Raw genomic sequence first — 12,851 nt, 5'->3', positions numbered from 1 at the left:
TTAAGACATATCGTCAAAATAAGAGGATTATTGTTGTGGTTCTTTGCTATTTTTCTCTTTTAGATAAGAAAGATAAGATAATGTTAAAGATCTCATAGTTTCATTATTTTCTAATGAGAATATGTTGATAGCTTTGTTACAAGAGTTAATAGCATCTTCAATAAGATTTTGCTCTTCAAATAATCGTGCTTGTAAATAATAATTGTCTCCTAGAAGATAAAAAGATTTATTTTCTAGAGCTTTAGTAATAGCGGTAGAGTTCCAATACATTGCATCATTTAATTTATTTAAAATTCCATAGATACGCGCAATAGAATAATAAAATGGTTGTTCAGAACTTGTATTTTGAATAATTTTTATATATGGTAAAACTTTTTCATACCAAAGAAGAGCATCTTCAAATAATTCTTTTTCTGAATAAAAATTTCCCAAAGTATTACAGATATCACAATATAAAATACAACCAACTTCTACTTTTTCTATTAATGTCTTTAGATTTTCAATTGCAAAATCTAGTTGATTTTTTATATGATATGTTGTGATAGCTTGAAACCATTCAAAATATAAAATATTTTCTGAATTAAGAGTGTTTTTATCAATGGAAGATAAAACAAAATCTAGTGTCTTATAATCTCGTTTATAAAGTAATTCCACAAGTTCTTTAACTTTGAAGTTAGAAGGTTGATATTCTTTAGTATCGATATCAAATAATGCTTCTATTTCACTAGTTGGAATATTTAATTTTTTTATGATTTTGAAAAATATATCTATAGAAGGAGTGACTTCTCCTTTTTCTAATCTACTGATAATAGTTTGAGTACAAATACCTTCAGCTAATTTTTTTTGAGACATATTTAGTGATTTTCGTTTAGTTTTTATTAAGTCAGCTAATTTAAGTTTCAAAGTTTATCCGCTCCTGAGAATTAATCAAATATTACTATAATAATACTATAAATCTACTTGTAAATCAATAAACTAGAAATATACAAGTATAATTAAAACACAATAGTGTTAAAAATATATAAATATAGTGTTGACTATCTTTGTTATCTCTGATAAAATTTACATAATAAATATACTTTTAGAGTCAGAATGTAAAAAGGATTTTAAAAGTTAGTGTTAGGGGTGAAGAGTATGTTTAAGTTATTATTTAAACAAAAATATAGCATACTAGTATTTATTATTACGGTATTATGCGCAGCAGCACAGGTTGCGACGTCTTATGGATTTAGTTTGATTATTCAGGCGACGGTAGATAAAAATTTAAGATTCATGGTGTCGGCGACTATTGCAGTTATGTTGATATATGTTGTTTTGAATACATTAGGTTATTTCAGAGCGATATACGTAGAAAAATTGATTCAAAATTTTTCTACAAGTCTTAGAAAAACAGCGATTGCAGATTTTAAGAAAAAGTTAGTTTATAACGAGAAACATAATAATGGAGCAGAATGTATAGCTTTAAACACTACTGATATTCAGCAGTTTGAGCAATATGCGGCTAATTGTTTATTTGCGATTTACAGTATATCTTTGGTTGTTATCTCAACAATTGCATTACTTAAGGTGAATATTACGTTATTTATTATCTCACTTGCATTGTCTTTATTAATGATGGTTCTACCTAAGTATTTCAACAAAGCGATAAAAACAACGACAAAAGACATTTCAAAAGCTACAGAAAATTTCAATAAGGATTTAGAGAATGCGCTGGCTAGTTCAGAAATGCTAAACAACTTTTCTGCGTTGAATTTATTAGATAGAATTGTAAATGTAGGTTCAAAAAATATAAAAAATGCTAAAGTTAATAGAAAAAAATCTATTATGACTTTACAAGGATTGAATGTGACAATAAATGCAGGTAACCAAATTGCATTGATTTTTATTGCGGGATATTTCGCATATAAAGGGTATATTGAATTTGCGATGATATTTGCGATATCAGGTTATACAGGGGAATTCTTTGGAGGATTGACAAAAGTAATTGAGCTATATCCGAATTTCGCTTCAGCAAATGAGTTGTTGAATAAGTACCCAGAAATTAAAGAAGAGAAAAGATTACCGAGAGTCGAAAAATTAGATAAGGCGATTGTAGTTTCTAATGTTAAATATAACTATCCAGATAAGACGGTAGAATTTCCTAATTTAACTTTTGAGAAAAACAAGAAGTATTTAATAAAAGGTAAAAGTGGTAGTGGTAAATCAACATTAATCAATATTTTAAATGGTGATTTGAAGAATTATGAAGGTAGTGTAGAATGGGATAATAGAGAATTAAAACAATTTGATATTAAATCAGCAATTTCTACTATGAATCAAAAAGTGCAATTATTAAATTTATCGATCAAGGATAATATTATTTTAAACAAAGAATATAACGACAAGTTGTTTAGAGAAGTTCTGGAAAATTGTAAGTTGGTTGATGTAATCGATAATTTAGAAGAAAAAGAAAATACAATACTAGACAATAAAAACTTAGCTTTATCGGGTGGACAGTTGCAACGATTAGGACTAGCGAGAAGTTTATATCATAAAAAAGATGTATTCATAATTGATGAAGGTACAGCTAATTTAGATAGTAAGTTGGCAGATGATATTGAGGAAATAATATTAAAAGACAAAGAATCTACAGTTATTATGATAACTCATAGAAATAGTGAAAAAATTGAGAACTTAGCAGATAAAGTAATAACATTAGGTAGCTAGATGAAAAAGAGGGTAAGATTTAAAAAAATCTTAAACCTTCTTTTTTATTTAGTTTAGAAACATTTACAAAAAGTAAAGTATTCCTTTGGTGTTTGTGTGGTATTATATTAAAATGAATGTGTAAGTTTGAAAGGCTTACACCCGATAAAGGAACACTACCTAATTATAGGAAGTGAAGGGGGTGGAAGTATGGAAGAGTTAACTTATCTTTTAACCATTGTTAATATTTTTAAAGGTATAATTGATATTTTAAAATATTTTCAGGAGCAAAAGAAAAACGCTAAGGGCGGCCACACTAAGCGTAAGTAATCTTTAATATTTCCCAAAAGGGTGGACGATGTCCCAACCGTTCGCCCTTCCTTTGAAGATATTATATCATAGAACTATAGAAAAAGAAAGAAATAAACGTAAGCCAGTTATTACAAGAAGCGTTAAAAGAAGAATTTAGCATGTAAATATAGAGACAACAATTCAGAAAAATAGAAAAACTGAGTTGCTGTCTTTTTCTAATGGACAAACAACGATAAAAGAGTCAAGAAAGTGTTCACCCAAGAAAGACAACCTAGAAAAAGACTTTGCAGCATTTGTTCTCCTGCAGAGAACAACAAGGTGAAAAAGTATAAGTATCTAGAAATGAATCTAATACCCCGTTTCCCGAACATTCTTCGTATTTTTGAACATTTTCGTAACAATAAACTTTAAAGCTATCTTTTAATTTATCTATATAGTATAATAAAAAAGGTATAATTGATAATTAATATCAATGTAGGTAACTAGAACCTTTTTTACAAAAAGAGTGAATGTTGGATTTCTATACAAACAACAAAAATCTTTCGTTACTATTTTACTCTTTTTGTGCAAATAAATCTAAATTTGAAATTAAATAAGGAGATATTATGAAGATAGATGGTAGAGCGATGGCTCTCTTCAATATCAAAAAAGAAGTATATCTCGTAGCGATTCTTAAACTTGTTGCCTTTTGGTGCTCGCTATTTTTCATCTACAATTTCGTAGATTTTCTATTTTATTCACTAGGTGAAGAGAGTAGAAGCGGTGCTATGTTAGGATTTATCTTAAAGACGGTGATAGGTTTAGTAGTGTATTACGGAGCTACAACAGGGGATAATTACTTCAGTCACAAAATTTCTAAACAGGTTAGAAATACATTAAGGAAAGAGATTTACAACAAAGTAGAAAAACTTTCACTAAATTACACAGAAGCAGTAAATACTGGTAGTCTTCTTGTGATGAATTCTTCATCGATTGTGAACATCGAGTTTTATTTCAATAAGTTTGTACCACAGATGTTTGCGACATTATTTATAGTACTTAGCTCGTTTGTGATTTATGGGAAGATTCATATCTTACTATTTATAGCAATGTTATTACTATATCCACTTATTCCTGTGTCTATTATGATTATTATTAAGAAGTCGAAAAAGGCTAATAAAAAGAACTTCAGCGATTTCTTAAGTTTATCTGAAGTATTCTACGATAGATTATCAGGTTTTACAACGGCAAAAATTTACGGTAAAGAAGATAACGTAGCGAGTGATGTTGATACTCGTAGTGCGAAATATAGAAAATCAACGATGGCGTTGCTTCGTCACCAACTTAATTCTATTAATGTGATGGACGCTATTACTTATATTTCTATTTTTGTTTTATCGATCATTGCTATTTTTGCGGTAAAAGATCAGAAACTTATTGTTTTCGTAATCGTAGCTTCTCTAGAATGTTTCAAACCGTTACGTGCTTTAGGTGGCTTGTTCCATATTTCGATGAAAGGGAATGTTGAGTTAGATAATATCTATAAACTTCTTGATCATCCGGAACAAGAAAAAGATGAGACTATCGAGGTAGAAGCTGGAAAGAATATTGTTCTGAACAATGTAAGCTTCTCTTATGGAGAGGAGACGATTTTAGAAAATATTAATATGATATTTAAACCTGGTACGAAAACAGCATTAGTAGGAGAAAGTGGAAGTGGTAAGTCTACTATTATTAAACTAATCCTAGGTTTAAATTCTAACTATAGTGGAAATATAAAATATGACAACTTCAATATCGATAGTATTCCTACTAGAGAGATGGCTAAGATAACAACACTTATTACTAATGATAGCTACTTAGTTAAAGGTACTGTAAGAGAGCATTTAAGTGTTCGTAAAAATATCACTGAAGAAGAAATGTACAATGCATTAGAAAAAGTTAATCTTAGAGATTTCGTAGAAGAACACGGCGGTCTAGATTATGAGCTTGTGATAGGAGCTGCGAATCTTTCTGGAGGTCAAAAACAAAGATTACTTGCAGCAAAAGCAATTTTGAAAGATTCTTACTTATATATACTTGATGAAGCTGTATCGAATATTGATGATTACAGTAAGGAAATCGTACTTAATGCCTTCGATTCAATTAAAGAAGGGAAAATTATCATCGTTATTTCTCACGATTTAGAGACTGTGACAAATGCAGATAATATCTATGTTCTAAAAGATAAGAAAATTATCGAAGAAGGAACACATGATGAGCTGATTGAAGAAAATTCTCTGTATAGAAAATTATTCACAGATCAACAACAACTGAAATCAAAATTTTTAGCTAAGGAGGTAGAGTAATGACATCATTAAGAGAATTAAAACAACTGCTAGCTATTGCTCAGGATTTTAAACGTCCATTGCTTAGAGCAACTTTATTCGGAAGCTTAGGACACTTGACACTTGTTGTATTTACCTACTTCATCTCGTTATTCTTTTTAACAAAAATAACAACAATAGCTGTAATTTTATTTGTAGTAATCTTTGCTTTAGCCGTGTTAAAAGGATTATTCAGCTATACTGAGCAACTTTTAAATCACTACGTAGCGTTCAAAGTATTACATGCTTTACGTGTTAAAGTTTTAGAAAAATTCAAACGCATATCTGTCGACAGTTTTACAAAAAACACTTCAGGTGATTACATGACGATGATTACGACTGATATTGAATTATTAGAAGTGTTCTATGCTCATACGATAACACCATTTATGATTTATATCGTACAAAGTTTAGTGGTTAGTTTCTTCCTATTATTCTTTAGCGTGAAACTAGCATTAGTAGCTTTAATAGTCTATATCGTAATCGGACTTGTGTATCCATTAAGTTTTAGAAATGTGGGGCAAGATGTTGGTGAAAATTATCGCCGTAAACTAACTCAAGTAAACAACAATTCATCAGAAGAAGCTTATGGAATTTTTGAAACATTACAATATGGAAAAATCGATGAAGCAAAACGTAATATCGATATGGAAACTGAAGAACTGACAAGAAGTTCATATCTAAAAAATAAATTTTTAGTAGATCTGAATGTTCTAAATGTTGTAACTTATAATATCGGGGTGTTGGCATTTATCTATGTGGCATCTTCACTTGATAGTCAGTTCGTAACTGTATCATTAGTTGCGATGTTTATCGTATCGTTTATTCCTATTTTATACATGGGGAACCTTGCTTCAACGTTAAGTCAGACGATGGCGAGTGGAAAGAGATTTTTAGAGCTTATGAATACGCCGGAAGAAGCGGAAAATAGTGGAGTAGTTGTTGATTTTAACGAACTTAAAGTTGAGAACTTAACATATCGATACGCTGATAATACTGTAGTAGATAATTTAAGCTTTGATGTGAAAAAAGGTGAAGTTATCGGTTTAAGTGGACCTAGTGGATGTGGTAAATCTACAATAGCGAAGCTTATTATGAAATTTATCTCAGATGAAAATATGGAAGGTAATATTACTATCGATGGTGTTAACCTTAGAGAGATAGATAATCGTTACTTTAGAGAAAATAGCTCGATAATTCTACAAGATAGTTACTTATTCAATGCAAAAATTAAAGATAATATTACATTCTTCGAAAAAGATTTAGATAAAGAAGAGTTGGATGCATCTTTAAGAAAAACTAATTTAAGAGGTTTTGTAGATAGTTTAAAACGTCGTGAAAATGAAATCGTTGGTGAGAGAAGTTCGAACATAAGTTCAGGACAAAAACAACGTTTATCAGTAGCGCGTTCATTTTACAATGACAGTAAACTTCTGATTCTTGATGAAGCAACGGCAAACATCGATATCTTTAGTGAAATCGAAGTGCTAAAAGCTTTAGAAGAAAGTAAAAAAGATAAGATAACAATAATAATTTCACATAATAAATCAACATTATCAATCTGTGATAAGGTAATTAGATTAGGTGAATAGTAAAAAGAGGAACTTGGAAAATACCAAGCTCCTCTTTTTCTTACCTTGTTAAGTTTTTATAAATTTGTTGTTTAATAAATTGTAGATCATGCTCTTCAGTAGGGCAAGGAACATCTTCAAAAAGAATAAATCTTTGAGCTGAGTAGGTCATGATAGGTCCTGCGAATGAACGAATAACTTCAGCTGAGGATAAGCCCTCGTTAATTTCAGGATTATTTTCTTTATGTTTTTGTAATATGTCTTTAAAGTTTATTTCCGCAAAGACCACTTTTAAAGAATCGATAAGCTGGGCTTTTAGATTCTCGTTCGTTAATATTTCTGAGAATACTATTTTTACAGTGTTCTTATTTTCTTTTAGGAACATCATACGATCTTCGACAGCATAACTGATTAATTCTTCAAGTGAATTAGTATTTTGAGTTCTTTTTAGAAAATTTAAAAATAATTTAGGAATAATAGGGACTATTATTGAATATAATAAATCTTCTTTAGTTTTAAAGTATTTAAATACTGTTGCCTGACTAACGCCTGCTTCTTTAGCAATTTGAAGCGTAGATGTTCCATGGTATCCTTGTTTTGCGAATAATTTAATCGCAGCTTCTATTGTTTTTTTCTTACCAGGTGGAAAGGTTTCGGCATGAGATATGCTAAAGTAAGATTTTAAGATATTTTCAGTCATAAGAGTCTCCTATTATTTTTTAAACTTTTCTATATCGTTTTAAGCCTAGAATATTAAGTATTATTAGAAGGATGCAAAGTGCAAGTAGAACTATGATATCAGTTTTAATCGCAAGAAGATTTTTACCTTCTAAAATTATTTTGCTTAAACCATCACTAGCATACGTAACAGGTAGGATTTTACTAATATAGACAGCGATTTTCCCCATGCTCTCAACAGATACTATTCCTGAAAAGAACATTTGCGGAATAACTATTATTGGAACGAACTGCATAATTTGAAATTCTGATTTTGCAATCGTAGAGATTAGTAAACCTAATGTTAAGGCAACCATTGCTAGTAATACATTAACTATTATAACATAAAACGGATTTCCAGCAACTTCAATATTTAATAAATATATAGATGATAGAGTGACGATAATAGTTTGAATTACAGCTAATGAGCTATAAGATAGTACATATCCTAGGACAACTTCGCTTCTTTTTACCGGAGTTGCTAAAAGTCTATCTAGAGTTCCGCTAGTACGTTCTTTTAGTAGAGCCATTCCAGAGATTAGAAACACGAAGAAGAATAGGATATAGCCGATTAAAGTAGGTGCAACCTTATTAAAAAATGTTGAATCTGCATTACCGTAGTTATAATATTCTTTAACTTCAGGCTCTTGTTTGTTTTCACCTAATTTAGGATTCACTTTTTTTACAATTTCTACCAAGTTTTTTGCTTCTGATGCTTTTATAGAGCTTTTTAAAACTTGTTGAGCTTGCATAGTTTTAGTAGAATCTATGTTAGCGTGAGTTACTGTATAAGTATTGTTATCGTAAGAAATTACAGTATCAATCTCATTGTTTTTTAATTTTTCTTCAGCAGCTTCTTTTGATTGATATTCTTCTAGATGAACGCTATCGATATCTTTCATTACAGATACGACACTTTGAGGAGTGTTTACAGAAGCGACAGTAATTTCAGAATTTGTATTTGCTGAAAAGACTATGCTGATTAGCCACATTATAAAAATTGGAGCAACGAACATCATTGCTAGAGTTCGTTTGTCTCTAAAAAATTCTTTAAAAACTCTTTTTGAAATAGTTAAAATTCTCATTTTATTTTTCCTCCACTTTTAAGAATACTTCTTCGATAGTAATAACATTATTTTTTTCTTTTAGATTTTTTGGTGTGTCAAAATCTATAATGTCTCCACGAAGAAGAAGTCCAACTTTGTCTGTAAGTTCTGCCTCATCCATTACGTGAGTCGTTACTAGTATGCCAACACCGTTATCCCTTTGTTTGAATAATTCTTTCCAAATGTTACGGCGAAGACTAGGATCTATGCCGACAGTAGGTTCATCGAGTATAAGTAACTCGGGGCTACCGATTAATGCAATAGCGAGTGAAAGTCTGCGTTTCATCCCACCTGAATAATTCGATACTAATTTTTTCAAGTGGTCGGTTAGGTCGACTATTTTTGCCACATAAGCTATCTCTTCTTTTAGTTGTTTTGAAGGAATGCCTTTCATTTTGCCGAAGAATTCTAAATTTTCATAGCCGGTAAGCATTTCATAAAGGGCATCGCTTTGTGCCATATATCCAATATTAGAAAGAATTTCTCTTTTTGGCATTTTGTTATCTAGAACAAGGGCTTCACCTTTATCCGCTTTTTCCATACCGAGCATTGTTTTTATTAATGTTGACTTTCCAGCTCCCGAAGGACCAATAAGACCGACAATTTCACCTTTTTCTAGGTTGAAATCAATGTTGTCAAGTACTGTTTGATCGCCAAAGCTTTTTGATAATGAAGTAATTTGTATTAATTTTTTCATAAGAATCACCTTTCTATTTAGTAGTGAGTAATCACTCACTTTATAATTAAAAAAATATAGCTGAGATTATTTGAGAGATATTAGTTCACCTAATATTTTTAGAACTGTGATTAATAAGGCATCGTTCACGATAGGTGCTAAGAGATATCCCATTAGAAATAAGATTTCAAACCTCTAGTGAGTAGTCGCTCACCTTACGTTTAATATTATAGTGAGTAATTACTCACTTGTCAAGAAGAAAATTTAGAAAGTTATGATAAGGGGATGAAAATAAGTATTCCTCTGTTATTGTGATTTTTGAGATATTTATTACAAAATCTTATAATATAAACTTCATTTAAGGTCTAGTAAGTACAATATATACAAAATATGTGATATAATATTTATAAAGTCAGAATAATAAAATATCAAAAATAAAGTCAGGAGGAATTTATTATGATAGATGGATTAAATAAATTATGGAATAAATTTCTTAATTTTTTAGAAGATAAAAAGATGTATAAATCATATGAAGGAGCTGTAATTTCTGGAGTATGTAGTGGTTTAAGTGAAAGATTTGGAATAAGTGCTAGTTTCTTACGAGTACTATTCTTATTAGCGAGTATTTTCTCATTCGGTAGTCCGATATTGATATATATACTGTTATCGATAATAATGCCGGTAAAACCGATGAAAGAAAACTACAGAAAATCAAGCTATATCGATGGACGTGCTTGGGAAAAATAAAATAAATAAAAAGTTCTAATTGATTATGTGTCAATTAGAACTTTTTTCTTATTTCACTGCATTGATAAATCTAGCTGCAATTTCTTTTGGACGAGTGATAGCTCCACCAACTACTACGCTGAATGCACCTGCCTCATAAGCTGCTTTTGCTTGATCAGGATAGTGGATACGACCTTCTGCGATTATAGGTACAGAAATAGTTTCAGATAATTTTTTGATAAGACCTAAATCTACTTCGTTTGGTCTATCTTTTGTATTTTCTGTATAACCACTTAATGTAGTTCCGACAAAATCAAGACCGATATTAGCAGCATTTACACCTTCTTCGAATGTAGCAATGTCTGCCATTAAAAGAATGTCAGGGTACTTGGCTTTGATTTCTGCGATAAAATCACTGATTGTTGTACCATCAAAACGAGGGCGTAGAGTACAGTCTAAGGCGATTATTTCACAACCTGTTTCTACAAGAGCATCTACTTCTTTCATAGTTGCTGTGATGAATTGTGACATCCCTTCATAACTTTGTTTAATAATTCCGATAACAGGTAGGTCAACTGTTTCTTTGATTTGAATTATATCAGTAACTCCTTGTGCACGAATACCAACAGCTCCAGCTTCTTTAGCAGCTAGTGCCATAAGTTTCATAATTCCACCTTCTTCGACATATAGTGGTTCTCCAGGTAAAGCTTGGCAAGAAACGATAATTCCGCCTTTGATTTGGTTTAATATTTTTTCTTTTTTGTTCATAGTTAGCTCCAATCCGATGCTTAATCTTTAATTGTTAAGCTGTAGTATTTGTAATTTATAAAGATTTTTACGTATTCAAAAATTTTACCGTCTGCAAAGTAGGTGTACCTATCAAATTCGAAGCATGGTTCACCGTCTTTAGCGATAAAATTGGCAATTTCTTCAGGAGTATCAACTATAACTTGCATAGTTTTTTTAGACTTTTCTTGGTGAATATCTATGCGATATTTTTTTCTAATCATAGTAGCTAGTTCTTTAAAACTATCGATATCATCAATATTAACATCAGGTAAATATTTTATTGGAATATAGTTAGTTTGGTGAGCCCACGCAATATTACCGATATATTTTATACGAGCTACTTTTAGAAGTTTTTGATTTTTTAATTTTAATTTTGAGCAAAGCTCTTTATCTTGAATAATCTCAGCTTCAATAACTTCAGAATGCTCAGATACTGATTCTTTAAAATTTTTATGAAAGTTATTATTTTCTGTAACAAAAACTTTTTTATTAACTAATGTTTTGTTGACAAAACTTCCTTTACCTTGAATTCTAAAAATGTAGCCAGCAGATTCTAGTTCGTTCAGTACACGCACGGCAGTAGTACTACTAACATTATATATTTCTTTTATCTCTTTTTCTGTATAGAGTTGTTCACCTTCTTTAAAAATACCGGTTTGGATTTTTAAAATGATGTCATTTATAATCTTTTCGTATTTTTTCAAGTTGATCCCTCCTTGATTTAATATATATTTATCAAAATTTAATGTGTTAACTTAAATTTATATTATCACTTATAGAGAATTTTGTAAAGAAAAAAATAAAAAAACATTAGAAGAAATTTAAACGGTTGCAAAAAGTATAAATTAATGTAGAACAGAGCTTTGAAGTTCTGTTGGAAAATGGAAATCCCTCCTTACTATTTAAGTAAAGAGGGAATAAAGTTTAATGTTTTATTTTTCTACAAATGGGCTGATAGCTCCGTATAGAGCTGCGTCATTTCCTAATTCAGCTGCTAGGAATTTAGTTTGGTTGTTTTCAATTGGGTGTAGTTCACGTACTTTAGCTTCAAGTTTATTTAATAAGTAATCTCCTTGAGCAGAAACAGCACCACCGATTACAATGTACTTAGGATCTAGGATACATAGTAAGTTAACAATACCACGAGCAAGTTCGAATAACCATTCGTCTAGAACTTTTAGTGCACTTGTATCTTCGCGTTTACAAAGGTCGAAGAATTCGATAACGCTAAGTCCTTCGTACATTTCAGCTTTGATTTTTCTATCTAGGGCGATAGTAGAAGCGCGTTGTTCGTAAGTAGTTTTAGTGTCGAAATCATAAACAGATTGTCCGATTTCACCTACACCGAAGTTAGATCCGAAAGGAAGACTGTTTAAGTAGTAAGCCCCGCCGATTCCAGTTCCTAAAGCCATACAGAATACTTCATCTAAACCTTTTGCCCCACCAAGCCATTGTTCACCAAGTAATGCACAGTTAACATCGTTATCTGCGTATACTGGAATACCTAATCTATCTCCGAAATCACGTTTGAAGTTTGTTCCAAGATAGTTCTTAATAGTTGGAGCTGCACGGATTACTTCCATATGAACATTATCAATAACACCAGCTGCAGAAATACCAGCTGCAGAGAAGTTATAAGTTTCACGAATCTTACTTGCGATTCTAAACATTTCATCAGTGATTTTAACAGTTACATTGTCAGGTGTTTTACAAGTTTCGTAATGTACGATTTTGTGATTCTCATCGAATACAGCAAATTTAATGCTTGTTCCACCAATATCAATACCTAATAACATAATATACCTACTTTCTAAATAAAGATATTTTTATCTTTAATGTTGTTGATTTTAAGATTTTTATACAACGATATATTACCATAAAATTGGTATTTTGAAAACTGTTTCTTGCAAAATAATAAAAGGTA

At 30.6% G+C, this 12,851-nt stretch carries 11 protein-coding genes; 4 read left to right on the top strand and 7 right to left on the bottom strand.

Going from position 1 to position 12,851, the window contains the following annotated elements; translation table 11 throughout:
* Nucleotides 1-27 precede the first annotated feature (27 nt).
* Nucleotides 28-903, bottom strand: a complete 876-nt coding sequence (locus ACWOBP_RS03660) for a helix-turn-helix domain-containing protein (protein ID WP_455337509.1) — start codon at nt 901-903, stop codon at nt 28-30.
* Nucleotides 904-1,134: 231 nt separating this feature from the next.
* On the opposite strand from ACWOBP_RS03660, the gene ACWOBP_RS03655 reads away from it, so the two are divergent.
* The 3 genes from ACWOBP_RS03655 (at nt 1,135) to ACWOBP_RS03645 (ending at nt 6,934) form a co-directional block, all read left to right on the top strand.
* Nucleotides 1,135-2,706: an ATP-binding cassette domain-containing protein gene (locus ACWOBP_RS03655; protein ID WP_455337508.1), complete on the top strand. Its 1,572-nt coding sequence runs from the start codon at nt 1,135-1,137 to the stop codon at nt 2,704-2,706.
* 896 nt (nt 2,707-3,602) lie between these two features.
* Nucleotides 3,603-5,324, top strand: coding sequence for an ABC transporter ATP-binding protein/permease (locus tag ACWOBP_RS03650; protein WP_455337507.1), 1,722 nt, complete (start codon nt 3,603-3,605; stop codon nt 5,322-5,324).
* Nucleotides 5,324-6,934: an ABC transporter ATP-binding protein gene (locus ACWOBP_RS03645; protein ID WP_455337506.1), complete on the top strand. Its 1,611-nt coding sequence runs from the start codon at nt 5,324-5,326 to the stop codon at nt 6,932-6,934. Before ACWOBP_RS03650 ends, ACWOBP_RS03645 begins: the two co-directional genes overlap by 1 nt.
* 40 nt (nt 6,935-6,974) lie before the next feature.
* On the opposite strand, the gene ACWOBP_RS03640 is transcribed toward ACWOBP_RS03645, so the two are convergent.
* From ACWOBP_RS03640 to ACWOBP_RS03630, 3 genes are read right to left on the bottom strand one after another with little or no spacing between them, the layout of a single operon-like run.
* The gene (locus ACWOBP_RS03640) at nt 6,975-7,613 is read right to left on the bottom strand and encodes a TetR/AcrR family transcriptional regulator (protein WP_455337505.1); all 639 of its coding nucleotides are present in this window, start codon (nt 7,611-7,613) and stop codon (nt 6,975-6,977) included.
* A 19-nt stretch (nt 7,614-7,632) separates the two neighbouring features.
* Nucleotides 7,633-8,715, bottom strand: coding sequence for an ABC transporter permease (locus tag ACWOBP_RS03635; protein WP_455337504.1), 1,083 nt, complete (start codon nt 8,713-8,715; stop codon nt 7,633-7,635).
* Between the two features lies 1 nt (nt 8,716).
* A complete protein-coding gene (locus ACWOBP_RS03630) occupies nt 8,717-9,433 on the bottom strand; it encodes an ABC transporter ATP-binding protein (RefSeq protein ID WP_455337520.1) in 717 nt (238 codons plus the stop codon).
* Nucleotides 9,434-9,868: 435 nt separating this feature from the next.
* Between ACWOBP_RS03630 and ACWOBP_RS03625 the strand changes: the two genes are divergently transcribed.
* Nucleotides 9,869-10,159 carry a PspC domain-containing protein gene (locus ACWOBP_RS03625; protein WP_455337503.1) on the top strand — a complete coding sequence of 97 codons (291 nt, stop codon included), beginning with the start codon at nt 9,869-9,871 and terminating at the stop codon, nt 10,157-10,159.
* 48 nt (nt 10,160-10,207) lie between these two features.
* Here the strand turns inward: ACWOBP_RS03625 and ACWOBP_RS03620 are convergent, their stop codons facing one another.
* From ACWOBP_RS03620 to ACWOBP_RS03610, 3 genes are all read right to left on the bottom strand, one after another.
* A complete protein-coding gene (locus ACWOBP_RS03620; protein WP_455337502.1) occupies nt 10,208-10,906 on the bottom strand; it encodes an N-acetylmannosamine-6-phosphate 2-epimerase in 699 nt (232 codons plus the stop codon).
* A 20-nt stretch (nt 10,907-10,926) separates the two neighbouring features.
* Nucleotides 10,927-11,631 carry a GntR family transcriptional regulator gene (locus ACWOBP_RS03615; RefSeq protein ID WP_455337501.1) on the bottom strand — a complete coding sequence of 235 codons (705 nt, stop codon included), beginning with the start codon at nt 11,629-11,631 and terminating at the stop codon, nt 10,927-10,929.
* A 228-nt stretch (nt 11,632-11,859) separates the two neighbouring features.
* The gene (locus ACWOBP_RS03610; RefSeq protein ID WP_455337500.1) at nt 11,860-12,723 is read right to left on the bottom strand and encodes an ROK family protein; all 864 of its coding nucleotides are present in this window, start codon (nt 12,721-12,723) and stop codon (nt 11,860-11,862) included.
* Nucleotides 12,724-12,851: the final 128 nt, after the last annotated feature.

The organism is Gemella parahaemolysans, assembly GCF_053758945.1.
This window is presented reverse-complemented; position numbering and strand designations above follow the sequence as displayed.

What these genes read in the sequence shown, in the direction of transcription:
- ACWOBP_RS03655 (WP_455337508.1), top strand. Translation starts at nt 1,135, where the DNA reads ATGTTTAAGTTATTATTTAAACAAAAATATAGCATACTAGTATTTATT.
- ACWOBP_RS03650 (WP_455337507.1), top strand. Translation starts at nt 3,603, where the DNA reads ATGAAGATAGATGGTAGAGCGATGGCTCTCTTCAATATCAAAAAAGAA.
- ACWOBP_RS03645 (WP_455337506.1), top strand. Translation starts at nt 5,324, where the DNA reads ATGACATCATTAAGAGAATTAAAACAACTGCTAGCTATTGCTCAGGAT.
- ACWOBP_RS03640 (WP_455337505.1), bottom strand. Translation starts at nt 7,613, where the DNA reads ATGACTGAAAATATCTTAAAATCTTACTTTAGCATATCTCATGCCGAA.
- ACWOBP_RS03635 (WP_455337504.1), bottom strand. Translation starts at nt 8,715, where the DNA reads ATGAGAATTTTAACTATTTCAAAAAGAGTTTTTAAAGAATTTTTTAGA.
- ACWOBP_RS03630 (WP_455337520.1), bottom strand. Translation starts at nt 9,433, where the DNA reads ATGAAAAAATTAATACAAATTACTTCATTATCAAAAAGCTTTGGCGAT.
- ACWOBP_RS03625 (WP_455337503.1), top strand. Translation starts at nt 9,869, where the DNA reads ATGATAGATGGATTAAATAAATTATGGAATAAATTTCTTAATTTTTTA.
- ACWOBP_RS03620 (WP_455337502.1), bottom strand. Translation starts at nt 10,906, where the DNA reads ATGAACAAAAAAGAAAAAATATTAAACCAAATCAAAGGCGGAATTATC.
- ACWOBP_RS03610 (WP_455337500.1), bottom strand. Translation starts at nt 12,723, where the DNA reads ATGTTATTAGGTATTGATATTGGTGGAACAAGCATTAAATTTGCTGTA.